Source organism: Streptomyces mutabilis (assembly GCF_014649815.1).
Lineage (GTDB): Bacteria > Actinomycetota > Actinomycetes > Streptomycetales > Streptomycetaceae > Streptomyces > Streptomyces mutabilis.
In genome coordinates this window covers 803,109-825,062 of record NZ_BMTT01000001.1, presented here as the reverse complement: position 1 = coordinate 825,062, position 21,954 = coordinate 803,109, and the positions used below count along the sequence as shown (strand labels likewise).

At 69.3% G+C, this 21,954-nt stretch carries 26 protein-coding genes, 1 tRNA gene and 1 riboswitch; of the genes, 18 read left to right on the top strand and 9 right to left on the bottom strand.

Annotated features, from left to right (window positions below):
* Nucleotides 1–63: 63 nt before the first annotated feature.
* Nucleotides 64–1,410, bottom strand: a complete 1,347-nt coding sequence (locus IE142_RS03680) for a nicotinate phosphoribosyltransferase (protein WP_191884327.1) — start codon at nucleotides 1,408–1,410, stop codon at nucleotides 64–66.
* 98 nt (nucleotides 1,411–1,508) lie between these two features.
* On the opposite strand from IE142_RS03680, the gene clpS reads away from it, so the two are divergent.
* From clpS to IE142_RS03650, 7 genes are all read left to right on the top strand, one after another.
* On the top strand, nucleotides 1,509–1,826 hold the full coding sequence (clpS, locus tag IE142_RS03675) for an ATP-dependent Clp protease adapter ClpS (protein ID WP_191884326.1): 318 nt from the start codon (nucleotides 1,509–1,511) through the stop codon (nucleotides 1,824–1,826).
* A 41-nt stretch (nucleotides 1,827–1,867) separates the two neighbouring features.
* Nucleotides 1,868–2,476 carry a DUF2017 domain-containing protein gene (locus tag IE142_RS03670; RefSeq protein WP_191884325.1) on the top strand — a complete coding sequence of 203 codons (609 nt, stop codon included), beginning with the start codon at nucleotides 1,868–1,870 and terminating at the stop codon, nucleotides 2,474–2,476.
* A 389-nt stretch (nucleotides 2,477–2,865) separates the two neighbouring features.
* Nucleotides 2,866–4,293: an amino acid permease gene (locus tag IE142_RS03665; RefSeq protein ID WP_191884324.1), complete on the top strand. Its 1,428-nt coding sequence runs from the start codon at nucleotides 2,866–2,868 to the stop codon at nucleotides 4,291–4,293.
* Nucleotides 4,294–4,438: 145 nt separating this feature from the next.
* Nucleotides 4,439–4,861: a M67 family metallopeptidase gene (locus tag IE142_RS03660; RefSeq protein WP_191884323.1), complete on the top strand. Its 423-nt coding sequence runs from the start codon at nucleotides 4,439–4,441 to the stop codon at nucleotides 4,859–4,861.
* A 90-nt stretch (nucleotides 4,862–4,951) separates the two neighbouring features.
* Nucleotides 4,952–5,047, top strand: a complete 96-nt coding sequence (locus IE142_RS37615; RefSeq protein ID WP_310873142.1) for a putative leader peptide — start codon at nucleotides 4,952–4,954, stop codon at nucleotides 5,045–5,047.
* Between the two features lie 101 nt (nucleotides 5,048–5,148).
* The gene (locus tag IE142_RS03655) at nucleotides 5,149–5,427 is read left to right on the top strand and encodes a MoaD/ThiS family protein (protein ID WP_043372536.1); all 279 of its coding nucleotides are present in this window, start codon (nucleotides 5,149–5,151) and stop codon (nucleotides 5,425–5,427) included.
* A 6-nt stretch (nucleotides 5,428–5,433) separates the two neighbouring features.
* On the top strand, nucleotides 5,434–6,384 hold the full coding sequence (locus tag IE142_RS03650) for a PLP-dependent cysteine synthase family protein (protein ID WP_100049236.1): 951 nt from the start codon (nucleotides 5,434–5,436) through the stop codon (nucleotides 6,382–6,384).
* Nucleotides 6,385–6,388: 4 nt separating this feature from the next.
* On the opposite strand, the gene IE142_RS03645 is transcribed toward IE142_RS03650, so the two are convergent.
* The gene (locus IE142_RS03645; protein WP_191884322.1) at nucleotides 6,389–6,853 is read right to left on the bottom strand and encodes a type II toxin-antitoxin system PemK/MazF family toxin; all 465 of its coding nucleotides are present in this window, start codon (nucleotides 6,851–6,853) and stop codon (nucleotides 6,389–6,391) included.
* 204 nt (nucleotides 6,854–7,057) lie between these two features.
* Between IE142_RS03645 and IE142_RS03640 the strand changes: the two genes are divergently transcribed.
* Complete coding sequence (locus IE142_RS03640; RefSeq protein ID WP_191884321.1) at nucleotides 7,058–7,810, top strand: MBL fold metallo-hydrolase; 753 nt, start codon at nucleotides 7,058–7,060, stop codon at nucleotides 7,808–7,810.
* 71 nt (nucleotides 7,811–7,881) lie between these two features.
* Here IE142_RS03640 and IE142_RS03635 read toward each other — a convergent pair whose 3' ends face one another.
* Both IE142_RS03635 and IE142_RS03630 read right to left on the bottom strand, forming a co-directional pair.
* Nucleotides 7,882–9,132 carry a PTS transporter subunit EIIC gene (locus tag IE142_RS03635; RefSeq protein ID WP_100049691.1) on the bottom strand — a complete coding sequence of 417 codons (1,251 nt, stop codon included), beginning with the start codon at nucleotides 9,130–9,132 and terminating at the stop codon, nucleotides 7,882–7,884.
* A gap of 270 nt (nucleotides 9,133–9,402) precedes the next feature.
* Nucleotides 9,403–10,698, bottom strand: a complete 1,296-nt coding sequence (locus IE142_RS03630; protein WP_191884320.1) for a PTS transporter subunit EIIC — start codon at nucleotides 10,696–10,698, stop codon at nucleotides 9,403–9,405.
* 158 nt (nucleotides 10,699–10,856) lie between these two features.
* Between IE142_RS03630 and IE142_RS03625 the strand changes: the two genes are divergently transcribed.
* The 4 genes from IE142_RS03625 (at nucleotide 10,857) to rdgB (ending at nucleotide 13,221) form a co-directional block, all read left to right on the top strand.
* Nucleotides 10,857–11,090, top strand: coding sequence for a PTS sugar transporter subunit IIB (locus IE142_RS03625; protein ID WP_007388582.1), 234 nt, complete (start codon nucleotides 10,857–10,859; stop codon nucleotides 11,088–11,090).
* 153 nt (nucleotides 11,091–11,243) lie between these two features.
* Nucleotides 11,244–11,984, top strand: coding sequence for a ribonuclease PH (rph, locus tag IE142_RS03620; protein WP_191884319.1), 741 nt, complete (start codon nucleotides 11,244–11,246; stop codon nucleotides 11,982–11,984).
* 180 nt (nucleotides 11,985–12,164) lie between these two features.
* On the top strand, nucleotides 12,165–12,572 hold the full coding sequence (locus IE142_RS03615; RefSeq protein WP_191884318.1) for a prefoldin domain-containing protein: 408 nt from the start codon (nucleotides 12,165–12,167) through the stop codon (nucleotides 12,570–12,572).
* 46 nt (nucleotides 12,573–12,618) lie between these two features.
* Nucleotides 12,619–13,221 (top strand): RdgB/HAM1 family non-canonical purine NTP pyrophosphatase, encoded by a 603-nt coding sequence (rdgB, locus tag IE142_RS03610; protein ID WP_043372555.1) that lies wholly within the window; start codon nucleotides 12,619–12,621, stop codon nucleotides 13,219–13,221.
* A gap of 46 nt (nucleotides 13,222–13,267) precedes the next feature.
* On the opposite strand, the gene IE142_RS03605 is transcribed toward rdgB, so the two are convergent.
* The 4 genes from IE142_RS03605 to bcp form a co-directional block, all read right to left on the bottom strand.
* Nucleotides 13,268–13,350 (bottom strand) — tRNA-Leu (locus IE142_RS03605).
* A gap of 12 nt (nucleotides 13,351–13,362) precedes the next feature.
* Nucleotides 13,363–14,028: an HNH endonuclease signature motif containing protein gene (locus tag IE142_RS03600; RefSeq protein ID WP_191884317.1), complete on the bottom strand. Its 666-nt coding sequence runs from the start codon at nucleotides 14,026–14,028 to the stop codon at nucleotides 13,363–13,365.
* Nucleotides 14,025–14,669, bottom strand: coding sequence for an HNH endonuclease signature motif containing protein (locus tag IE142_RS03595; RefSeq protein ID WP_191884447.1), 645 nt, complete (start codon nucleotides 14,667–14,669; stop codon nucleotides 14,025–14,027). The genes IE142_RS03600 and IE142_RS03595 overlap by 4 nt, the downstream gene beginning before the upstream one ends.
* Before the next feature lie 134 nt (nucleotides 14,670–14,803).
* Nucleotides 14,804–15,271, bottom strand: coding sequence for a thioredoxin-dependent thiol peroxidase (gene bcp / locus IE142_RS03590; RefSeq protein ID WP_191884316.1), 468 nt, complete (start codon nucleotides 15,269–15,271; stop codon nucleotides 14,804–14,806).
* A 92-nt stretch (nucleotides 15,272–15,363) separates the two neighbouring features.
* On the opposite strand from bcp, the gene IE142_RS03585 reads away from it, so the two are divergent.
* From IE142_RS03585 to IE142_RS03575, 3 genes are all read left to right on the top strand, one after another.
* Nucleotides 15,364–15,696 (top strand): DUF3618 domain-containing protein, encoded by a 333-nt coding sequence (locus tag IE142_RS03585; protein WP_191884315.1) that lies wholly within the window; start codon nucleotides 15,364–15,366, stop codon nucleotides 15,694–15,696.
* Between the two features lie 75 nt (nucleotides 15,697–15,771).
* Nucleotides 15,772–16,074 carry a GroES family chaperonin gene (locus IE142_RS03580; RefSeq protein ID WP_167307483.1) on the top strand — a complete coding sequence of 101 codons (303 nt, stop codon included), beginning with the start codon at nucleotides 15,772–15,774 and terminating at the stop codon, nucleotides 16,072–16,074.
* Between the two features lie 59 nt (nucleotides 16,075–16,133).
* Nucleotides 16,134–16,199, top strand: a riboswitch (guanidine-III (ykkC-III) riboswitch).
* Nucleotides 16,200–16,231: 32 nt separating this feature from the next.
* The gene (locus IE142_RS03575; protein ID WP_019325643.1) at nucleotides 16,232–16,552 is read left to right on the top strand and encodes a DMT family transporter; all 321 of its coding nucleotides are present in this window, start codon (nucleotides 16,232–16,234) and stop codon (nucleotides 16,550–16,552) included.
* Nucleotides 16,553–16,564: 12 nt separating this feature from the next.
* Here IE142_RS03575 and IE142_RS03570 read toward each other — a convergent pair whose 3' ends face one another.
* Entirely contained in the window at nucleotides 16,565–18,967 is a 2,403-nt protein-coding gene (locus IE142_RS03570) for a transglycosylase domain-containing protein (RefSeq protein ID WP_191884446.1), read from the bottom strand.
* Nucleotides 18,968–19,248: 281 nt separating this feature from the next.
* On the opposite strand from IE142_RS03570, the gene IE142_RS03565 reads away from it, so the two are divergent.
* The 3 genes from IE142_RS03565 to IE142_RS03555 all read left to right on the top strand — a co-directional run bounded on the left by IE142_RS03565 (nucleotide 19,249) and on the right by IE142_RS03555 (nucleotide 21,927).
* Complete coding sequence (locus tag IE142_RS03565) at nucleotides 19,249–20,055, top strand: ABC transporter permease (protein WP_191884314.1); 807 nt, start codon at nucleotides 19,249–19,251, stop codon at nucleotides 20,053–20,055.
* An 88-nt stretch (nucleotides 20,056–20,143) separates the two neighbouring features.
* Nucleotides 20,144–20,908 carry an ABC transporter permease gene (locus IE142_RS03560; protein ID WP_370466291.1) on the top strand — a complete coding sequence of 255 codons (765 nt, stop codon included), beginning with the start codon at nucleotides 20,144–20,146 and terminating at the stop codon, nucleotides 20,906–20,908.
* A 5-nt stretch (nucleotides 20,909–20,913) separates the two neighbouring features.
* Entirely contained in the window at nucleotides 20,914–21,927 is a 1,014-nt protein-coding gene (locus IE142_RS03555; RefSeq protein ID WP_191884312.1) for an ABC transporter ATP-binding protein, read from the top strand.
* The last annotated feature ends 27 nt before the right edge of the window (nucleotides 21,928–21,954 follow it).

Here is a 21,954-nt window from a genome sequence, read left to right as displayed (position 1 = left end):
ACGGAGGTTGCTCGGCGGGAACGGATCGGTGGCTGGTGCGGCGCCCGTGGGACCGCACCAGCTTTAGCTACCCGAGCCCTCGTGCACGTACTCCGTCGGGATGACGGGTTCCCCTCGGGACAGCTGGGTCGCGGACAGCGGGAGGTTGGCGCGGGCGGCCGCGTGCCGGTCCCGGGCGGCGTCCAGCGGCTCCCGGGCGACCACCTCGCCGCCCTTGACCAGCTCGACCAGGAGCTGCCGGTCGGCGAGATCGTCGGGCACCGGCCCGGTGCCGACCACCTCGGCCTCGGCGTACCCGGAGGAGTCCAGTCGCCGGGCGGCCCACTTGCGGCCGCCGATCGAGGTCTTGCCGCCGCTGGACTTCTTCGCCACGGGAACCAGCGGCGCCCCGTCCTCACCGGACTCCGCGCGGGCGACCAGCTTGTAGACCATCGAGGCCGTCGGGTGCCCGGAACCGGTCACCAGCTGGGTGCCGACCCCGTACGCGTCCACGGGCGCCGCCGCCAGCGAGGCGATGGCGTACTCGTCCAGGTCCGAGGTCACGACGATCTTGGTGTCGGTCGCGCCGAGCTCGTCGAGCTGCTGGCGCACCCGGTGGGCGACCAGCAGCAGGTCGCCGGAGTCGATGCGCACGGCGCCCAGCTCGGGCCCGGCGACCTCCACGGCGGTGCGGACCGCCTCGGCGACGTCGTAGGTGTCCACGAGGAGCGTGGTGTCCCGGCCCAGCGCCTCCACCTGGGCCCGGAAGGCGTCGCGCTCGTGGTCGTGGAGCAGCGTGAAGGCGTGGGCGGAGGTGCCGACGGTGGGGATGTTGTACCGGAAGCCGGCGGCCAGGTCCGAGGTGGTCGCGAAGCCGCCGACGTAGGCGGAGCGGGCGGCGGCGACGGCGGCCAGCTCGTGGGTGCGCCGGGCGCCCATCTCGATCAGCGGGCGGTCCCCGGCGGCCGAGGCCATCCGGGAGGCGGCGGCCGCGATCGCCGAGTCGTGGTTGAGGATGGAGAGGATCACCGTCTCCAGCAGCACGCACTCGCCGAAGGTGCCCTCCACCCGCATGATCGGCGAACCCGGGAAGTACACCTCCCCCTCGGGGTAGCCCCAGATGTCTCCGGTGAAGCGGTACTCGGCGAGCCAGTCCAGGGTCTCCCCGTCGACGATGTCCCGCTCGCGCAGGAAGCGCAGGACGCCCGCGTCGAAGCGGAAGTTCTCCACCGCGTCCAGCACCCGCCCGGTGCCCGCCACGACGCCGTAGCGCCGCCCGTCGGGCAGCCGCCGGGTGAAGACCTCGAACACGCTCCGCCGCCCGGCCGTGCCCGCCTTCAGGGCGGCCCGCAGCATCGTCAGCTCGTACTGGTCCGTGAAGAGCGCCGTCGAGGGGACGTCCACCGGCAGCCCAAGGTCCGCTGTGTTCATACGACGGATCGTACCCCCATTTCGTCAGTCTGACGATTTGTGGTTCCGTGGCACCCACCACAGGCCCGTTTGTGCGGGTGCCCCCCTGTGGTGGCAGCATGGGCCATGTGACGGCAGCCGCACCCATGGAGATCGAGAAGACCGAGTCGGCGGAGGAGGTCTTCGCCGTACCCGAGCCAGACGTGCCCTGGGTGACGATCGTGCACAACGACCCCGTCAACCTCATGAGCTACGTGACGTACGTCTTCCAGTCCTACTTCGGCTACTCGAAGGACAAGGCCACCAAGCTCATGCTCGACGTCCACCGCAAGGGCCGGGCGGTGGTCTCCAGCGGCTCGCGCGAGGAGATGGAGCGGGACGTCCAGGCCATGCACGGCTACGGTCTGTGGGCCACCCTCCAGCAGGACCGGAAATGACCCCCGCCCGCCCGCAGGACGGAAGTAGCTGAATCACCTCCATGCCAGGACAGTTCGAACCGCTCCCCGGCGGCGGCGCGGCCGTCGCCCTAGACGACGTCGAGATCTCCATCATCCGGTCCCTGGCCGTGCAGCTCCTGGAGCTGATCGGCCCCGGCCCCGCCGAGGACGCCTCCGACGACCCGCTCGCCGAGCTCTTCGCCGAGGGCCCGAGCGAACCGCCCTCCGACCCGGTGCTGCGGCGCCTGTTCCCGGACGCCTACGGCGCCCCCGGCTCCGCCCCGCAGGCCGCCGAGGCCGAGGAGCAGCGGGCGTACTCCGCCGAGTTCCGCCGCTACACCGAGAACGACCTGCGCGCCGGCAAGCGGGAGAACGCCCTCGCGGTGATCCGCACCCTGGACGCCCTCTCCTCGGCGTCGGCGGGCGAGGCCGGGGCGGTGCTGAAGCTGTCGCCCGAGGAGTCCCAGCAGTGGCTGCGCGCCCTGAACGACCTGCGGCTGGCCATCGGCTCCCGGCTGGAGATCGCCGACGAGGACGACACCGACCTGCTCTACCGGCTCCCCGACGAGGACCCGCGCAAGCCGATGGTGATGGCGTACCTGTGGCTGGGCGGGCTCCAGGAGTCGCTCGTCGCGACCCTCATGGCCTGAGTCGGACGGCTGCTCCGCCCCGGACGGCCAAGCCCTGAACCGGCCATTCCGATTACCTTCGTGTCCGCTCAGCGGATCCTCAAATCCGGGTAACGAATCCGTCAAACCGGCGCCCCTGTTTGCACCCCGGGGGAGCCCTTTGTCCGCTTCTGCCCGTGCGGCACATCACAGAGCGCCTCTGTGATCGACGTCGCGGTCGTGGTAAATCTTCACGACCGCCCGGCGAACACCACCCGAATGTTCGGCCGGGTGCGCCACCGAGCCGGCGGACCGCCGGCCAGGCAAGGAGCGGGACGTGAGGCCCGCTCGACTCCATCATCCGGGGGGATCGAGACCCGATCCGAGGCCGACGAAAGGCCCGGTTCGGCATGGAGAAAGGCGCACCACACATGACCTCTGCGCAGGTCGACACGGACAAGGCACCGGAAGAGGGCTACGAGCGCGGGCTCAACAGCCGCCAGGTCCAGATGATCGCGATCGGCGGCGCCATCGGCGTCGGCCTCTTCCTCGGCGCCGGGGCCAACATCGCCAAGGCCGGGCCCAGCATCATCCTCATGTACGCCCTCGCGGGCGTGATCATCTTCTTCATCATGCGGGCCCTCGGCGAGCTCCTGCTCTACCGCCCCGTCTCCGGCTCCTTCGCCGAGTACTCGCGCGAGTTCCTCGGCCCCTTCTTCGGATACTTCACCGGCTGGACGTACTGGCTGATGTGGGTGGTCACCGGCATGGCGGAACTCACCGCCGCCGCCATCTACATCCACTACTGGTTCCCGGACGTCCCGCAATGGGTGTCCGCCCTCGTCTTCCTGGTCCTCCTCTTCGTCGCCAACCTGATCTCGGTGAAGCTCTTCGGCGAGATCGAGTTCTGGTTCTCGATGGTCAAGGTCACCGCCATCATCGGCATGATCGTGATCGGCATCGGCGTGCTCACCCTGGGCTTCAGCCAGGCCGGCGACACCGCCGCAGTCTCCAACCTGTGGGAGTTCGACGGCTTCTTCCCCAAGGGCATCGGCTCGTCCCTGATGACCCTCCAGGGCGTCATGTTCGCCTACCTCGCCGTCGAGCTGGTCGGCGTCACCGCCGGCGAGTCGGAGAACCCGGAGAAGACCCTTCCCAAGGCGATCAACACCCTGCCCTGGCGCATCGCCCTCTTCTACGTCGGCGCCCTCACCGTCATCCTGGCCGTGGTCAAGTGGACCGAGTTCGCCGAGGGCGTCAGCCCCTTCGTGAAGGCCTTCGCGGTCATCGGCATCCCGGCCGGCGCCGGCATCGTCAACTTCGTCGTGCTCACCGCCGCCCTGTCGTCCTGCAACTCCGGCATGTACTCCACGGGCCGCATGCTGCGCACCCTCGCGGACAACGGCGAGGCCCCGAGGATCTTCAACCGGCTGTCGTCGACCAGGACCCCGGCCATCGGCATCGGCGTCTCGGTCGTCTTCATGGGCATCGGCGTGGTCCTGAACTACATCGTCCCGGAGAAGGCCTTCGGCTACGTCACCTCCATCGCCACCGCCGCCGGCATCTGGACCTGGCTGATGATCCTGCTCAGCCACGTCATGTACCGCCGCAAGGTCGTCGCGGGCCGCCTGCCCGCCTCCTCCTTCCCGGCACCGGGCGGCTCGGTGTGCTCCTACGTCGCCATCGCCTTCCTCCTCTTCGTCACCTGCCTCATCGCCTACGACGCCGACGCCCGCGTCTGCCTGTACGTGATGGCCGGCTGGGCCGCCGCCCTCGGCGTCGGTTGGGCCGTGCTCAAGAGCCGCAACCCCGAGGTCACCGAGGGCCGCAGCGAGCCGGACCTGGAGAAAATCGTCTGACCCGCGCGTTCCCGGGTCCCCGGGACCTCCGGTCACCCGGAACGCTCGTGGCGTCCTCACCGGCCGCCGCTCAGGACGTCCAGCATGCGGGCCGCCCCGTACCACCCATCGGTACGGGGTGGCCCTTCTGCTTATCCTGGGCCGCATGCTGACCATCACCCAGGCCCTGTACGACCAGATCGTCGCCCACGCGCGCGAGGACCACCCCGACGAGGCGTGCGGCGTGGTGGCCGGTCCCGTGGGCGAGGGCCGCCCCGAGCGGTTCGTCCCGATGCTGAACGCCGCCCGCTCGCCCACCTTCTACGAGTTCGACTCGCAGGACCTGCTCAAGCTCTACCGCGAGATGGACGACCGCGACGAGGAACCCGTGGTCATCTACCACTCCCACACGGCCACCGAGGCCTACCCCTCCCGCACCGACATCACCTACGCCAACGAGCCCGGCGCCCACTACGTCCTGGTCTCCACGGCCGACACCGACGACGCCGGAGACTTCCAGTTCCGCTCGTTCCGCATCCTGGACGGAGAGGTCACGGAGGAGGAGGTCAGGGTCGTGGACGCGTACTGAATCTCCGCTCATATCACATCGCGGATGAGAGACGTCCAGTAGGTGAGATCACACTCCGGAAGCCGGACCGGGAATCGATACGATGAGCCCATGGTTCTTCTCGACGTGAGCGAAAAGGCGCCGGGCACGCTGCTCGTGGCGCGGCTGCACGTCGACCTGTGCAGGCTGAACAGCGCCATCTGTTGATCTTCCGCTGCCGCCGTACGGCCGTGAGGCCGCGGCGGGCTGCCGCGTGCCGCCGCGCGCCTCACCGAACCCACCACACCTTCCGACAGGAGCCCTCAGCCATGGCCATCGAGGTCCGCATCCCGACCATCCTCCGCCAGTACACCGACGGCCAGAAGGCGGTGGAGGGCAACGGGGACACCCTCGCCCAGCTCTTCGCCGACCTCGAGACCCGGCACACGGGCATCCAGGACCGCATCGTGGACGGAGAGCAGCTGCGCCGCTTCGTCAACGTCTACCTGAACGACGAGGACGTCCGCTTCCTCGACGGCATCGACACCAAGCTGTCCGACGGCGACAGCATCACGATCCTGCCGGCCGTCGCCGGCGGTATGGCCTGATAGCCGATGCGTTACGACTCCCCGCTGGCCGCGGTGGGCAACACCCCCCTGGTGCGCCTGCCGCGGCTCTCGCCGTCCGACGACGTCCGCATCTGGGCCAAGCTGGAGGACCGCAACCCCACCGGCTCGATCAAGGACCGCCCCGCGCTCCACATGATCGAGCAGGCGGAGAAGGACGGCCGCCTCACCAAGGGCTGCACGATCCTGGAGCCGACCAGCGGCAACACCGGCATCTCGCTCGCCATGGCGGCCAAGCTCAAGGGCTACCGCATCGTCTGCGTGATGCCGGAGAACACCTCCCAGGAGCGCCGCGACCTGCTCGCCATGTGGGGCGCGGAGATCATCTCCTCCCCGGCCGCGGGCGGCTCCAACACCGCCGTACGGGTCGCCAAGGAACTCTCCGCCGAGCACCCGGACTGGGTGATGCTCTACCAGTACGGCAACCCGGACAACGCCGGCGCCCACTACGCCGGCACCGGCCCCGAGATCCTCGCCGACCTGCCCTCGGTCACCCACTTCGTCGCCGGCCTGGGCACGACGGGGACGCTGATGGGTGTCGGCCGCTACCTGCGCGAGCACAAGCCCGACGTGAAGATCGTCGCCGCCGAACCGCGCTACGACGACCTGGTCTACGGCCTGCGCAACCTCGACGAGGGCTTCGTACCCGAGCTCTACGACGCCTCCGTCCTCACCACCCGCTTCTCGGTCGGCTCGGCGGACGCCGTGACCCGCACCCGGGAACTCCTCCAGCAGGAGGGCATCTTCGCGGGCGTCTCCACCGGCGCCGCCCTGCACGCCGCGATCGGTGTCGGGAAGAAGGCGGTGAAGGCCGGCGAGAGCGCCGACATCGTGTTCGTCGTCGCCGACGGCGGCTGGAAGTACCTCTCCACCGGCGTCTACACCGCGGCCACCACCGAAGAGGCCATCGACACGCTCCAGGGCCAGCTCTGGGCCTGAGCGCTCACCGGGCGAGGTGCCGGACCTGGTCCCACAGGGCCGGGTCCACCTCGCCCACCCGGCGCCTGAAGTCCCGCTTCGGCACCTGGCGCAGCTCGTCCGTCTCCAGATAGCTCGTCCGCCCCCGCGCGTCCCCGACCGAGCCCGGCGGCAGCGTGATCACCCCGGCCCGCTCGTCCCGGTACCGGCTGGTGATCTTCGCGACCAGCGCCCGCCGCCCGTGCACCGAGATCACCAGACACGGCCGGTCCTTCGCACCCCGCGCGTCCTCGTACGGCACCTTCGCCCACCAGATCTCCGCGGGCCGCGGCCGGGGACCCCGTCCCCGCGGTCGCGCGGGCCGCCCCGGCGGACGCCGGCTGCCACCCGGCCGCGGCGGCCGCCGCCCCCGCCCCCACCCGTCGACGACCACGGCGACGAGCGCGAGCAGCACCGCCGCCGCGAAGGCGAGCCACCACGACGTGTCCATACCGACGACGGTACCGGCGCACACGTCTCCCGCGCGCCCCCTCCACGGCCCCGCGCGCCCCGGGTCCAGCCGAACCGGTGACACCACAGGTGAGTTCGCCCACAACGGCCCCTGGCGGAGGAGCGACCAAAGGTTTTGCGCCTTACGCTCGACAAACCGCACGACCCCCGTCTCTCCACACGCGCCAGCGGAGGTTTCTGCTTCATGAAGCTCACCGTCGTCGGCTGCTCGGGGTCGTTCCCGTCCGCGGAATCGGCCTGCTCGAGCTACCTCGTCGAGGCCGACGGCTACCGGCTGCTCCTCGACATGGGCAACGGCGCCCTGGGCGAGCTGCAGCGCCACTGCGGTCTCTACGACCTCGACGCGATCTTCCTCAGCCACCTGCACGCCGACCACTGCATCGACATGTGCGCCTACTTCGTGGCGCGCTACTACCGGCACGACGGCGGCCGCTGCGCCCCCCTCCCGGTCTTCGGACCCGAGGGCACCGAGCACCGGCTCACCACCGCCTACGCCGACACCCCCTCGGCCTCCTCCATGAGCGAGGTCTTCGACTTCCACACGGTCAAGCCGGGCACCTTCGAGATCGGCCCGTTCACCGTGCACACCGACCGCGTCGCCCACCCTGTGGAGGCCTACGGCATCCGCGTCGAGCACGGCGGCCGGTCACTGACCTACTCCGGGGACACGGGCGTCACCACCGCACTGGACGAACTCGCCCGCGACACCGACCTGTTCCTGTGCGAAGCCGCCTTCACGCACGGCAAGGAGAACATCCCCGACCTGCACCTCAACGGCCGCGAGGCGGGCGAGACCGCCACCCGCGCCGCCGCCCGGCGCCTGGTCCTCACCCACATCCCGCCGTGGACCGACCCCCGGGTCAACCTCGCCGACGCGCGCGAGGCGTACGCCGGACCGGTGGAGGTGGCGGCGGCGGGGGCGACGTACGAGATCTGAGCCCGGCATGACGAAGGGCCCCCGAACCGCTCTCGGTCCGGGGGCCCTTCGTCATGCCGTGGGGCGGAGGCTCACGCCTTCGTGAGGTCCTCGATCTCCTCCTCCGGCTCGCGGCCCGGGGTCTTCAGATCGAACTTGACGATCGCGAAGCGGAAGACCACGTAGTAGATGACCGCGAAGACCAGACCGATCGGGATGATCATCCATGGCTTGGTGGCCAGACTCCAGTTCAGGGCGTAGTCGATGAAGCCGGCCGAGAAGTTGAAGCCGTCATGGACGCCCAGTCCCCAGGTGATCGCCATCGAGGCCGCGGTGAGCACCGCGTGGATGACGTACAGGAGAGGCGCGATGAACATGAAGGAGAACTCGATCGGCTCGGTCACGCCGGTGACGAACGAGGTCAGCGCGAGCGAGACCATCATGCCGAGGACGGCCTTGCGGCGCTCCGGGCGGGCGGCGTGCGCCATCGCCAGCGCGGCGGCCGGCAGGCCGAACATCATGATCGGGAAGAAGCCGGACTGGTACATGCCCGCGGAGGGGTCGCCGTGCAGGAAGCGCGGGATGTCGCCGTGCCAGACCTGACCGGCCGCGTCCGTGAAGTCACCCAGCTGGAACCACGCCACCGTGTTGACGAACTGGTGCATGCCGACCGGGATCAGCGCACGGTTCACACCGCCGAACAGGGCCGCACCACCCGCGCCCAGGCCGGTCATCCACTCACCGAAGTTCGAGATGCCCTCACCGATGGGCTCCCAGACCAGACCGAAGAAGACACCGACCACGATGCCGACGAAGGCCATGATGATCGGCACCAGGCGCCGGCCGTTGAAGAAGCCGAGCCAGTCCACCAGCTTGGTGCGGTGGAACCGCTGCCACAGCACGGCGGCGAGCAGACCCATGATGATGCCGCCGAGCACGCCCGGGTCGTTGTACGTGGCCGCGACGTCCTCGCCGTTCTTGACCACCGCCTCGGTGACCGGGAAGGCCTCCAGGACCTTGCTGTAGACCAGGAACCCGACCACCGCGGCCAGCGCGGTCGAACCGTCCGCCTTCTTGGCGAAACCGATGGCCACGCCTATGCAGAACAGGATCGGCAGCGAGCCGGTCAGAGCCCCGCCCGCGTTGTTGAAGACGGCGGCGACCTTGTCCCAGCCGAGGCCGTCCTTGCCGAAGATGTCGTCCTGGCCGAGCCGGACCATGATGCCCGCCGCCGGCAGCACGGCGATCGGGAGCTGCAGGCTGCGGCCGACCTTCTGCAGACCCTGGAAAAGACCAGATCCCCGCTTCTTCGCGGGGGCCGCCTTGTCGGTGGCGGTGCTCATACTTCCTCCATCGGGTGGTGGTCTACACCACTCAGTGGTGTAGACCTGTTTTAGCACGATGAAGGCGGCGTAAGGAACCCGCGATTCCGCGACGGGGACGCTACGCGCAGTACCGGACCAAGACCCCGCCCGGACCCGGCCCGAGGGCCCCGACGAGGGCCGCAGAGGGCCCGATGAACATCCGGCGAGGGCGTGCCGAAGGCCCCCGGCCGGTCGCTCCGGGGGCCTTCGCGAGACCACGGTCAAAGGGTACGTGAGGGGACGTGAGGTCTACACCTTCGTGACGTCCTCCACCTCGTCCTCCGGCTCCCGCCCCGGCGTCCTCAGATCGAACTTCGTGATCGCGAACCGGAACACCGCGTAATAGACGACCGCGAAACACAACCCGATCGGAATGATCAGCCACGGCCTGGTCGCCAGGTTCCAGTTGATGACGTAGTCGATCAACCCCGCCGAGAAACTGAACCCGTCCCTCACACCCAGCGCCCACGTCACCGCCATCGACACACCCGTCAGCACCGCGTGCACCGCGTACAGCACCGGAGCGATGAAGAGGAACGAGTACTCCAGCGGCTCGGTGATCCCCGTCACGAACGACGTCAGCGCCACCGACAGCATCAGGCCGCCCACCTCCTTGCGGCGGTGCGGCTTCGCACAGTGCGTGATCGCCAGCGCCGCCGCCGGCAGCGCGAACATCATGATGGGGAAGAAGCCCGAGGTGAACTGGCCCGCGTCCGGATCACCCGCCAGGAACATGTTGATGTCGCCGTGCACCACCGTGCCGTCCGGCTTCGTGTACGAACCGAACTGGAACCACATCGGCACGTTCAGGAACTGATGCAGACCGATCACCAGCAGAGCCCGGTTCGCCAGCCCGAACACACCCGCACCCCACGCGCCCAGCCCCGTCAGCCAGTCGCTGAAACTCTCCAGCGCGTCACCGATCGGCGGCCACACCCACAGACACAGCGCCGCGAACGCGATCGCCACGAACGCCATGATGATCGGCACCAGCCGGCGCCCGTTGAAGAACCCGAGCCAGTCGACCAGCTTCGTACGGTGGAACCGCTGCCAGAAGTACGCCGCCAGCAACCCCATCACGATGCCGCCGAACACCCCCGGATTCTGGTACGTGAACGCCGTCACCGTCCCCGAACCGTCCGTCAGCTGACAACCGACCTGCGGAACCGCCTCCGATCCCTCCGGACAGTCCTCCGGGAACTGCCGCAGCACGTACCAGTAGACGAGGAACCCCGCCACCGCCGCCAGCGCCGTCGAACCGTCCGCCTTCTTCGCCATCCCGATGGCCACACCCACGCAGAACAGCAGCGGCAACCCCAGCGATCCGTCCAGCAGCGCACCGCCCGCACCCGTCATCACCTTCGAGACGTTCGTCCACCCCAGACCGTCGTCCCCGAAGACGTCCGGCTGCCCCAGACGATTGAGAATGCCCGCCGCGGGCAGGACTGCGATGGGCAACTGCAGACTGCGGCCCATCTTCTGCAAGCCCTGGAACGCCTTGTTCCACCGGCCACGAGCAGGGCTGACCGCCCTGTCGGCACTCATCCGGTCTCCGTCCCCTCGCCGGTACACTGGTGTAGACCAGTTGACAGACGGCTCCGCCGCCGTGACGCCATCATTCGATACAGACCCCACGATGGCTCGCGAAGATGGGCCAACTGTGGGTTACTGCCACAAAGCGGCTCGGATCAGGGAGAAAGAACATGGCCAGCAAGGCTGAGAAGATCGTCGCCGGCCTCGGCGGCATCGACAACATCGACGAGATCGAAGGCTGCATCACCCGCCTCCGTACCGAGGTCAACGACCCCGACCTGGTCAACGAAGCCGCCCTCAAGGCCGCCGGCGCCCACGGCGTCGTCAAGATGGGCACCGCCATCCAGGTCGTCATCGGCACCGACGCCGACCCCATCGCCGCCGAAATCGAAGACATGATGTAAGCGCGCACCGCGCACCGCGCACCGCGCACCGCGCACCGCGCACCGCGCTCCCGAGCGCACCGGGCGCACCGGGCGCCGAAAGCGCCCCCAGGGGCCCCTCCCACCACACACCACGGGAAGGGCCCCTCCCCATGCCCCGCTAGGCTCACCCGCATGTCACGCATCGACGGCCGCACCCCTCAGCAACTCCGCCCCGTCACCATCGAACGCGGCTGGAGCAAGCACGCCGAAGGCTCCGTCCTCGTCTCCTTCGGCGACACCAAAGTCCTCTGCAACGCCTCCGTCACCGAAGGCGTCCCCCGCTGGCGCAAGGGCAGCGGCGAAGGCTGGGTCACCGCCGAGTACGCCATGCTCCCCCGCGCCACCAACACCCGCGGCGACCGCGAATCCGTCAAGGGCCGCATCGGCGGCCGCACCCACGAGATCAGCCGCCTCATCGGCCGCTCCCTGCGCGCCGTCATCGACTACAAGGCGCTCGGCGAGAACACCATCGTCCTCGACTGCGACGTCCTCCAGGCCGACGGCGGCACCCGCACGGCCGCCATCACCGGCGCCTACGTCGCCCTCGCCGACGCCATCACCTGGGCCCAGCACACCAAGAAACTGATCAAGCCCAGCCGCAAGCCCCTCACCGGCACCGTCTCCGCCGTCTCCGTCGGCATCGTCGACGGCACCCCCCTCCTCGACCTCCGCTACGAGGAAGACGTCCGCGCCGACACCGACATGAACGTCGTCTGCACCGGCGACGGCCGCTTCGTCGAGGTCCAGGGCACCGCCGAAGCCGCACCCTTCGACCGCGACGAACTCAACACCCTCCTCGACCTCGCCGCCGCCGGCTGCACGGAACTCGCCGAACTCCAGCGCAAGGCGCTTGGTACCGTCCTCGAAAAGTAAAGAGCGCGCCAAGAAAGGCGGCCGGGAGGCGCAACTCGACCGCCCGCCACAGCGTCACTAGCAGTACGAGCGGCAGCACAGCAGTTCTACGGGCGTACAGCCGAAGCCGGTTGTACGCCCGCCGCCGCACCGACCGCACACGGGCCGCCCGGCCCTGTCCCAAGGGGAGGACCGAGACCCATGGCCGCGAGCCGCCACCGCAGCCTTCGCCGCACCACCGTCACCGCCGCAGCCGTGGCGACCTTCGCCCTGACGGCCGGCCTCACCACCGGCTGCGACGCCGTCGACAAGGCACTCGACTGCGTCCAGACCGCCGACGCCATAGCCGACAGCGTCACCGCCCTCCAGCAAGCCGTGGAGAACGCGTCCAACGACCCGACGCAACTCGAGGAATCCCTCAACTCCATAGACAAGAACCTCGACGAGATCGGCGACCAGACCGACGACGCCGACGTCAACAAGGCCGTCGAAGACCTCGGCAAGGCCGTCGACAACGTCCGCACCTCCGTCGAGAACGGCGACGACACCCCCGACCTCAGCCCCGTCACCGACGCGGCCGGCGAACTGACCAAGGTCTGCACGCCGTAAGGACGGGCCGACGGGACGGACTCAGGGGTCCGGAATACTGGACCCCATGACCCGCCTCATCCTCGCCACCCGCAACGCCGGAAAGATCACCGAACTCAGGGCCATCCTCGCCGACGCCGGCCTGCCCCACGAACTCGTCGGCGCGGACGCCTACCCGGAGATCCCCGACGTCAAGGAGACCGGCGTCACCTTCGCCGAGAACGCCCTCCTCAAGGCCCATGCCCTCGCCCGGGCCACCGGCCTGCCCGCCGTCGCCGACGACTCCGGCCTCTGCGTCGACGTCCTGAACGGCGCGCCGGGCATCTTCTCGGCCCGCTGGGCCGGCCGCCACGGCGACGACAAGGCCAACCTCGACCTCCTCCTCGCCCAGATCGGCGACATCGCCGACGAACACCGCGGCGCGCACTTCGCCTGTGCGGCGGCGCTGGCCCTGCCCGACGGCACCGAACGAGTCGTCGAGGGCCAACTCCGAGGCACCCTCCGCCACGCCCCCGCCGGCACGGGCGGCTTCGGCTACGACCCGATCCTCCAGCCGGAGGGCGAGACGAGGACCTGCGCGGAACTGACTGCGGACGAGAAGAACGCGATCAGCCATCGAGGGAAGGCGTTCCGGGCGCTGGTGCCGGTGGTGCGGGAGCTGTTGGGCTGACGTGAGCCGGAGGGGCTGCCCTACTGGGGCAGCCCCTCATCGTGGGTGCGGCCGATGGGAGTCGAACCCACATGGGCAAATGCCCCGAGGCACCTAAAACCTCTGCTTATACCATTCAGCAACGGCCGCATTGCGGCCATGCTACCGGTCGTCAGCCACTTGCCTACCGCGGCCTCCGCGGGACCAGGTGTCCGTGGCGGCGTGGCAGTTCGGGCAGAGCAGCCTCAGGTTCGCAGGCCGGTCGTTGCTCCAGTCACCGTCGATGTGGTCGACTTCCAGTGTCATCGGCTTGCCGAGCCATTCGGGGCCGGTGCCACACTCTGCACACTGCTCAGCCACGCCGATTTCGCGAAGCGCCCGGCGCAGCAAGACGGTCTTTGTCCGGCGCTTGCCGTCGTGTTTGACCAGGATCTCCTCAGGACGCTTCAGTGGTGTCGTGCCCGCCCCGCCTCGCTGGTGCGCTTGGCCAAGGAAGTGAGCCGTCGAGATGCTCTCTTCGGCGAGCCACTGACGCAACAGGGCGCGCTGGGTGCCCCCGTCCGGGCGTCCCAGTCGGCGAAGCAGTTCAGCGATCGAGACGGAATCGGCGACTGCGAGACGCAGCTCTTCAACACTGGGGCGGAGGAGCCTGCCGGAGGGCGCGAAATGCGAGATGTCGATGCTGAAGTAAGCGAACCGTCTCGTGAGGTACCTACGGAGATGGCCGTACGGCTGGGTGCCGAAGAAAGCGATCACTTCGTCGATGCTGGAACACCGCGCGGCGGCTTCTGTGAGTCGATCGCGGGTGTACCGCACTCCGTTGCTCATGCGTGGGTACGCCCTTTACCCCGTCCCCGGTAATTGTCAGTCGTCGAGTGGCAGTTGGGGCAGAGGAAGCGGAGGTTCTCAACGCGGTTGTTCCGCCAGTTGCCATCGATGTGATCGACCTCGAGAGGGAGCGGGCGCCCTCGCCAGGCGGTTCCAGTGCCACAGACGGCGCACTGCTCCGGTGCGCCCGTGGTCGTCATGGCCCACTTGAGGCGGTCGCTCGGAATACGCCGGGCCTGGGAAGACAGCTGCTCGACGAGCACCCCTTCCGGCGTCCGGGGGCGCCAGGCCTTGCCCCTCCGGGTCGGCAGCTGGAAGTGCGAGATGTCGATGCCGTACGACTTGATGCGTCGGCTGATGTGCGTGTGGTGCCCGCCGACCACTTCCAGTCCGAGATGTCGGAGTACCTCGCACATGTTCGTCGAAGCTGTGACTGCTTCCTGGAGAACCTCCCGGGTCCACTTCACCCCCTCACGCTGGAAGTGGGCGGTGTCCACCCCCAGCCGCTTCATCCGCGCCATGACATAGCGCCGCGTGGAACTCCTCGGATCCACCCCCAACCGCACCAACGCGTCCGACAGCGTCCGCGCCCCTCGAGCCGCCTCCTCCAGCCGCTCCCTGCTGTACACGCTCGCCCCCATCGATTCCCCTCCGTCCTCGGCCACCCGTTCGCAGCCTCGTACGGAGTAACGGACCGTTTATCGGACAGTCACGCGCGGAATGCGGAAGGGCCCGCACCGGAAGGCTCCGGCACGGGCCCCGCCAAGAGGGGGACTCAGACGCCCAGGTCCTTGATGATCTTGGCTACGTGGCCCGTGGCGCGGACGTTGTACAGGGCCCGTTCGACCTTGCCCTCCTCGTCCACCACGATCGTGGAGCGGATGACGCCCATGTAGGTCTTGCCGTAGTTCTTCTTCTCGCCGAAGGCGCCGTACGCGTCGAGGACCTTCTTGTCCGGGTCGGCGAGGAGGGTGACCTTCAGGGACTCCGTGTCGCGGAACTTGGCCAGCTTCTCCGGCTTGTCGGGGGAGATGCCGATGACGTCGTACCCGGCGCCGGCCAGCAGCTCCAGGTTGTCCGTGAAGTCGCACGCCTGCTTCGTGCAGCCGGGGGTAAGCGCCGCGGGGTAGAAGTAGACGATGACCTTGCGGCCCTTGTGGTCCGAGAGGGACACCTCGTTGCCGTCGGCGTCCGGGAGGGTGAAGGCGGGGGCAGGGTCCCCGGGCTGGAGTCGCTCGCTCATCGATCCAGCGTAACGGGGGGTCCTGACAGTGCGGCGGAGCGAGTAGCTGACAGACTGTCCGGGACAGTGTCGGATGACTTCGGAGGCGTACGGTGGCGGACACGTCGGACATCAGAACCCCGGCGCAGATCGAGGCGGACATCGAGCGCCGCCGCGCAGTGCTGGCCGAGACGCTCGACGAGATCGGGATGCGGGTGCATCCGAAGACGATCATGGACGATGCGAAGGCGAAGGTCGCTTCCAGCGTCGACCACACCCTCGGACGGGCGTACGTCGGGGTCAATCGTGTGGTCAGCGATGTGAAGTCGCAGTTCGTGGACGAGGACGGCGCGCCGCGGATGGAGCGGGTCGTGCCCGTCGCGCTGGTCGTGGTCGGGGTGGTGGGGCTGCTGGCCCTGGGCGGTACCCGGCGGCGCAAGCGCTGAGCGGGGACAGGTAGGTTTCAGGGCGTGAGCGCCAAGAGAAACGAGCACCCGCAGGACGACAAGCTGCCGATCCGGATGCTGCACGACCGTGTACTCGTGCGGCAGGACACCGGTGAGGGCGAGCGGCGTTCGGGGGGTGGCATCCTGATTCCCGCGACGGCTGCCGTCGGCAAGCGGCTGGCCTGGGCCGAGGTCGTCGCGGTGGGGCAGAACGTGCGGACCGTGGAGCCGGGTGACCGGGTTCTGTACGACCCGGAGGACCGGGCGGAGGTCGAGGTCCGGGGTGTGGGTTACGTGCTGATGCGTGAGCGTGATCTGCATGCGGTGGCCGCGGACCGGTTCGAGGGGTCGGAGGACTCCACCGGGCTGTATCTCTGAATCGGGGCCGCAACGGGCTTCAGGGGCTGGTGATCAAGGTCACCAGCCCCTTTTTCCTGTTTTTGCTACCTTGGGAAGCACCCGACGAGACGCGCCGTACCGGGTGAAGGAAAAGACGACGCACCACCGTTCAGTTCGTTTCACGGAGGTGCCTGTCATGGCGTGGGTTCTGCTCGTCGTCGCCGGTCTGCTCGAGGTCGGCTGGTCGATCGGGATGAAGTACACCGACGGTTTCACGCGGCTGTGGCCGAGTGTGTTCACCGGTGCCGGGATCGTCGCGAGCATGATGCTGCTGTCGTACGCGGCGCGGACGCTGCCCATCGGTACCGCTTACGGCGTGTGGGTGGGCATCGGTGCGGCCGGTGCGGCGGTGCTCGGCATGGTGGTGCTGGGGGAGCCGGCGACCGCCGCCCGGATCTTCTTCATCTGTCTGCTGCTGGTGGCGGTGGTGGGGCTGAAGGCGACTTCCGGTCACTGAGCCCCGGATGCGTCAGGGTCGCCGGGAGTCGGTGGGGAGGCCGGCGATCGTCCCGGTGTCGGGGTCGCCGCCGCCCGCGCCGGTCGTGTCGCCCTCTCCGCCCTCGGTGCCGCCGTTCGAGGAGTCGTCCCCGCTTCCGTCGCCGCCGGTGGGGCCGGGCTCGGTGCTGGGGCCGCCCGTGGTGGGGCCGCCCGTGGTGGGGCCGCCGGTGGAGGTGTCGCCCGGCGGGCTGCTGGCCGATCCGCCCGGGGTCTCGGCGCCGGTCTCCTCGTTGCCGCTCGACTCGTCGTCCGGGGCGCCGGTGCCGCTCTCGTCGCCGCTGCCCGCTTCGTCGGAGGAGTCGGCGGACGGGGCGGCGGTGACGTCGGCGCCGGTCTGGAGCTGGAGGTCGAAGTCGGTGACGGGTTCGCCCTTGAGGGCGTCGCGGGTGTACTGGCCCCAGATTTCCGCGGGGGCGCCGCCGCCGTTGATGCGGGGCAGGCCCATCGCGCCGTAGAGGGACTTGTGGGCGGCGGTCTCCGGGTCCTGGCCCATCACCGCGACGACGGTGGCGAGTTCGGGGGTGTAGCCGGCGAACCAGGCGGCGGTGTCCTCCTCGGCGGTGCCGGTCTTGCCGGCGGCGGGGCGGCCGGCCGCCTGGGCGGCGGTGGCGGTGCCGTTCTGGACGACACTGCGCAGGACGGAGGTGGTGGTGTCGGCGGCCTCGCGGCTGACGGCCTGGTGTTCGCGCCGTTCGGGCAGGTCGACCTCGTGCTTGCCGTCCTTCATGACCTTCTCGACGAGTGTGTACGTGCCGTGCCTGCCGTGGTTGGCGAGGGTGGCGTAGGCCTCGGCCATGTCGAGGGGGCTGGCGGTGGCCACGCCGAGGGCGATGGAGGGGGAGGGGGTGAGCTCGGGGGTGTTCTTGGAGAGGCCGAGGTCGATCGCGGTCTGCATGACCTTGTCGGAGCCGACGTCGACGGCCATCTGGGCGTACACGGCGTTCACGGACTTGTCGGTGGCCTCGCGGACGGTGACGTCGCCGTAGTCGCGGTGGTCCTCGTTCTCGGGGGCGTAGCGGCCGCCGCTCCAGCCCTGGACGGGGCGTTCGCTGGTGCCGTCGTAGATCGTGTTCGGGTTGATGGTGCGGCCGTCCTGCGTCTCGGAGTGGTTCTCGACGGCGGAGGTGAACACGAACGGCTTGAAGGTGGAGCCGACCTGGAAGTCGCGGCGGGTGGCGTTGGGTGTGTACTGCTTGACGTAGTCGATGCCGTTGTACATGGCGACGACCTTGCCGGTCTTGGGGTCGACCGAGGCGCCGCCGGCGCGGACGTAGGTGTCGACCTCGCGTTCCTTCTTGTCCAGCTGGGACATGAGCTTGTCGTCGACGGCCTTGACGAAGGCGTCCTGCTTGTCCTTCTGGAGGGTGGTGGTGATGCGGTAGCCGCCGCGGTCGAGTTCCTCCTCGCCGACGATCTCGTTGCTGATCAGGTAGTCCTTGACGATGTTGACGATGTAGCCGCGCTGTCCGGACATGCCGGTGGAGATCGTGGACTGCTTGGGCACGGGGAACTTCTGGGCGGCGCGTTCGGACTGGGTGAGCCAGCCCTTCTTGACCATGCCGTCGAGGACGTAGTTCCAGCGGGACTCGGCCGCGGGCCGGTTCTCGGGGTGGGCGACGACGTCGTACTGGCTGGGTGCGTTGAGCAGGGAGGCGAGGTAGGCGCCCTGGCCGGCGGTGAGGTCCTTGGCGTCGATGCCGTAGTAGGCCTGGGCGGCGGCCTGGATGCCGTAGGCGCCGCGTCCGAAGAAGCTGGTGTTGAGGTAGCCCTCGAGGATCTCGTCCTTGCTCTTCTCGCGGTCGAGCTTGATCGAGATGAAGAACTCCTTCACCTTGCGGCTGATGGTCTGTTCCTGGGCGAGGTAGTAGTTCTTGACGTACTGCTGGGTGATGGTGGAGCCGGACTGCTTGCCCTTGCCGGTGGCGGTGTTCCAGCCGGCGCGGATCATGGCCCCGGGGTCGACGGCGGACTCGGTGTAGAAGTCGCGGTCCTCGGCGGCCAGGACGGCGTGCTGGGCATCCTTGGAGATGCGGGCGAGGCCGACGCTCTCCCGGTTGACCTCGCCGTCGCGGGCGATGACGCTGCCGTCGGCGTACAGGTAGACGTTGGCCTGTTCGGTGGCGAGGGCGTTGGCGGCCGGGATCTTGACCAGGGAGTAGCCGACGAAGAAGCCGCCGATCAGCAGCAGCACGCCGACGACGAAGGTGCCGAGCACCATGCGCCAGGTGGGGATCAGCCGGCGCCATCCGGTTCGCTTCGGCTTCTTGGGCTTGGCCGAGCCTTCGGGGCCCGCGGCCTGTGGGTCGCCGGCCGCCAGTGACTCTCTGGACGCCCAGCCCGGGGTCTGCGGCTGCGGCTGCGGCTCGTCGCTCATCTCGTGCACGGACTCCTGTTTCACGTCGTACGGTTTTCGCATCGTACGTTTTTCGCGGTGTAACGGTCTTCGCGTCGTACGGTCTGGTCTCGTACGGTTGTGCGCGTCTGCGTCCTCTGACGCCCTTGGTGCCCTGTGCGTCTTGTGAGGTCCTCTGAAGAAGACTCTCGCACCGCGCGTTCCGTTCCCACTCGACGGCACACCCGTGAAAATTCCGTGGCCCGTGCTCTCGCGTCCGCACTAGGCTCCTGCGCTTCGGTGCCGGTCGGAGGGGGAGGGCTGTGGGCGTGGGCTCGGGGCGGTTGTACGCGGCCGTCGCGGCGGGCGGATTCAGGCGTTACGCGACGTATCGGGTGGCCACCGCCGCCGGGGTGTTCACCAACACGGTTTTCGGGCTGATCCTCGTGTACACCTATCTGGCCCTGTGGGACGAGAGGCCTCAGCTGGGGGGCTACGACCAGGCGCAGGCCGTGACGTTCGTGTGGCTGGGGCAGGCGTTGCTGGCGGCGCTGGCGATCGGTGGCGGCGGGTTCGAGGACGAGCTGATGGAGCGCATCCGAACGGGTGACATCGCGGTGGACCTGTACCGGCCGGCGGATCTGCAGCTGTGGTGGCTGGCGGCGGACGCGGGACGGGCGGTGTTCCAGTTGTTGGGGCGGGGGGTGGTGCCGTTCGCGTTCGGGTCGCTGTTCTTCCCGGTGGCGCTGCCGCGAGAGGTGTCCACGTGGGCGGCCTTCCTGGTGGCGGTGGGGCTCGGGGCGCTGGTGAGTTTCGCGCTGCGCTATCTGGTGGCGTTGTCGGCGTTCTGGCTGATGGACGGCACGGGAATGCTGCACATGGCGTGGATCGCGGGGCTGTTCTGCTCGGGGATGCTGTTGCCGCTGAACGTGTTCCCCGGCGCGCTGGGCGAAGTCGTGCGGGCGCTGCCGTGGTCGTCGCTGCTGCAGGCGCCGGCGGACGTGCTGCTGGGGGAGGCGGCCCCGCTGGGGACGTTCGTCTTCCAGGCTGCGTGGGCGGTGGCGCTGCTGGCGGTGGGGCGGTTGGTGCAGTCGGCGGCGACGCGGCGGGTGGTGGTGCAGGGTGGCTGAGACGGCGGAGGCGAGTGAGGCGGCCGGGAGGGCGGAGCCGCGCGGCCGGGTCGTGGAGGGGCTGCGGGCGTACCGGCTGATCGCGGCGATGTGGATCAGGTCGACGATGGCGTACCGGACGTCGTTCGTGCTGACGACGTTCGGGAACTTCGCGATGACCGCGTTGGACTTCGTGGCGATCCTGTTGATGTTCTCCCGGGTGGACGCGCTGGGCGGCTGGTCGCTGGGCGAGGTGGCGTTGCTGTACGGGCTGTCGGGGATCTCCTTCGGGCTGGCGGATCTGGCGATCGGGTCGATGGACCGGCTGGGGCGCCGGGTGCGGGACGGGACGCTGGACACGCTGCTGGTGCGTCCGGCGCCGATGCTGGCGCAGGTGGCGGCGGACCGGTTCGCGCTGCGGCGGCTGGGACGGGTGACGCAGGGGCTGCTGGTGCTGGGGTACGCGCTGGTGGTCGTGGACGTCGACTGGACGGTGGCGAAGCTGCTGCTGATGCCGGTGATGCTGCTGGGCGGGGCGGGGATCTTCGCGGCGGTGTTCGTGGCGGCGGGGGCGTTCCAGTTCGTGGCGCAGGACGCCTCCGAGGTGGCGAACGCCTTCACGTACGGCGGTATGACGATGCTGCAGTATCCGCCGACGGTGTTCGCGCTGGACCTGGTGCGGGGGGTGACGTTCGTGGTGCCGCTGGCCTTCGTCAACTGGCTGCCGGCCTGCTTCGTGCTGGACCGGCCGTACCCGCTGGACCTGCCCGGCTGGGTGGCGTTCGCGCCGCCGCTGGTGGCCGTGGCCTGCGGGGCGCTGGCGGGGCTGGCGTGGCGGGCGGGGCTTCGTTCTTACCGAAGTACAGGGAGCTGAGGGAGATGGGCGGGTCGGGGACGATGGCCGGGGCGGACACCGCGGGGCCCGGTGCGGCGGCCTTCATCGAGCTGGACGGCGTCGAGAAGGTCTTCGACGTGCGCAAGAAGACCGGGTTCCTGAAGCGGGAGCGGCGGCGGGTGCGGGCGGTGGACGGGCTGTCGTTCACCGTGGCGCGCGGCGAGATGGTCGGTTACATCGGGCCGAACGGTGCCGGGAAGTCGACGACGATCAAGATGCTGACCGGCATCCTGACGCCGAGCGGCGGCCGGCTGCGGGTGGCGGGCATCGACCCGTCCCGGGAGCGGACCCGGCTGGCGCAGCGCATCGGGGTGGTGTTCGGGCAGCGTACGACGCTGTGGTGGGACCTGCCGCTGATCGACTCCTACCGGCTGATGCACCGCATGTACCGCATCCCGGACGTCCGTTACCGGGAGAACCTGGAGCGTTGCGTGGAACTCCTCCAGTTGGGCGAGCTGCTGGACGTGCCGGTGCGGCAGCTCTCGCTGGGCCAGCGGATGCGCGGCGACATCGCGGCGGCGCTGTTGCACGACCCGGACGTGCTGTACCTGGACGAGCCGACGATCGGCCTGGACGTGGTGTCGAAGGCCAAGGTGCGGGGGTTCCTGAGGGACTTGAACGCGGAGCGCGGCACCACGGTGCTGCTGACCACGCACGACCTCCAGGACATCGAGCAGCTGTGCTCGCGGGTGATGGTCATCGACCACGGGCGGCTGGTGTACGACGGTCCGCTCGCCGGGCTGCACGAGGCGGGGGAGAGCGAACGGACCCTGGTGGTGGACCTGGAGCGGGAGCTGCCGCCGATCGAGGCGCCGGAGCCCGCGCGGGTGATGCGGGTGGAGGGGCCGCGGCAGTGGCTGGCGTTCCCGGCGTCGGCGTCGGCGGCGGGGCTGGTGGCGCGGATCGCGGCGGAGTATCCGCTGGTGGACCTGTCGGTGCGGGAGCCGGACATCGAGTCGGTGATCGCGAGGATGTATGCGGAACGCACGAGCGCGTAGTGCCCGGCGCGACGACCTCGTAGGCTG

Bases quoted from the DNA above. Each gene is read 5' to 3' on its own strand.
- IE142_RS03680 (WP_191884327.1), bottom strand. From the start codon at position 1,410: ATGAACACAGCGGACCTTGGGCTGCCGGTGGACGTCCCCTCGACGGCG.
- clpS (WP_191884326.1), top strand. From the start codon at position 1,509: ATGGGCCATGTGACGGCAGCCGCACCCATGGAGATCGAGAAGACCGAG.
- IE142_RS03670 (WP_191884325.1), top strand. From the start codon at position 1,868: ATGCCAGGACAGTTCGAACCGCTCCCCGGCGGCGGCGCGGCCGTCGCC.
- IE142_RS03665 (WP_191884324.1), top strand. From the start codon at position 2,866: ATGACCTCTGCGCAGGTCGACACGGACAAGGCACCGGAAGAGGGCTAC.
- IE142_RS03660 (WP_191884323.1), top strand. From the start codon at position 4,439: ATGCTGACCATCACCCAGGCCCTGTACGACCAGATCGTCGCCCACGCG.
- IE142_RS37615 (WP_310873142.1), top strand. From the start codon at position 4,952: ATGGTTCTTCTCGACGTGAGCGAAAAGGCGCCGGGCACGCTGCTCGTG.
- IE142_RS03655 (WP_043372536.1), top strand. From the start codon at position 5,149: ATGGCCATCGAGGTCCGCATCCCGACCATCCTCCGCCAGTACACCGAC.
- IE142_RS03650 (WP_100049236.1), top strand. From the start codon at position 5,434: ATGCGTTACGACTCCCCGCTGGCCGCGGTGGGCAACACCCCCCTGGTG.
- IE142_RS03645 (WP_191884322.1), bottom strand. From the start codon at position 6,853: ATGGACACGTCGTGGTGGCTCGCCTTCGCGGCGGCGGTGCTGCTCGCG.
- IE142_RS03640 (WP_191884321.1), top strand. From the start codon at position 7,058: ATGAAGCTCACCGTCGTCGGCTGCTCGGGGTCGTTCCCGTCCGCGGAA.
- IE142_RS03635 (WP_100049691.1), bottom strand. From the start codon at position 9,132: ATGAGCACCGCCACCGACAAGGCGGCCCCCGCGAAGAAGCGGGGATCT.
- IE142_RS03630 (WP_191884320.1), bottom strand. From the start codon at position 10,698: ATGAGTGCCGACAGGGCGGTCAGCCCTGCTCGTGGCCGGTGGAACAAG.
- IE142_RS03625 (WP_007388582.1), top strand. From the start codon at position 10,857: ATGGCCAGCAAGGCTGAGAAGATCGTCGCCGGCCTCGGCGGCATCGAC.
- rph (WP_191884319.1), top strand. From the start codon at position 11,244: ATGTCACGCATCGACGGCCGCACCCCTCAGCAACTCCGCCCCGTCACC.
- IE142_RS03615 (WP_191884318.1), top strand. From the start codon at position 12,165: ATGGCCGCGAGCCGCCACCGCAGCCTTCGCCGCACCACCGTCACCGCC.
- rdgB (WP_043372555.1), top strand. From the start codon at position 12,619: ATGACCCGCCTCATCCTCGCCACCCGCAACGCCGGAAAGATCACCGAA.
- IE142_RS03600 (WP_191884317.1), bottom strand. From the start codon at position 14,028: ATGAGCAACGGAGTGCGGTACACCCGCGATCGACTCACAGAAGCCGCC.
- IE142_RS03595 (WP_191884447.1), bottom strand. From the start codon at position 14,669: ATGGGGGCGAGCGTGTACAGCAGGGAGCGGCTGGAGGAGGCGGCTCGA.
- bcp (WP_191884316.1), bottom strand. From the start codon at position 15,271: ATGAGCGAGCGACTCCAGCCCGGGGACCCTGCCCCCGCCTTCACCCTC.
- IE142_RS03580 (WP_167307483.1), top strand. From the start codon at position 15,772: ATGCTGCACGACCGTGTACTCGTGCGGCAGGACACCGGTGAGGGCGAG.
- IE142_RS03575 (WP_019325643.1), top strand. From the start codon at position 16,232: ATGGCGTGGGTTCTGCTCGTCGTCGCCGGTCTGCTCGAGGTCGGCTGG.
- IE142_RS03570 (WP_191884446.1), bottom strand. From the start codon at position 18,967: ATGAGCGACGAGCCGCAGCCGCAGCCGCAGACCCCGGGCTGGGCGTCC.
- IE142_RS03560 (WP_370466291.1), top strand. From the start codon at position 20,144: ATGTGGATCAGGTCGACGATGGCGTACCGGACGTCGTTCGTGCTGACG.
- IE142_RS03555 (WP_191884312.1), top strand. From the start codon at position 20,914: ATGGGCGGGTCGGGGACGATGGCCGGGGCGGACACCGCGGGGCCCGGT.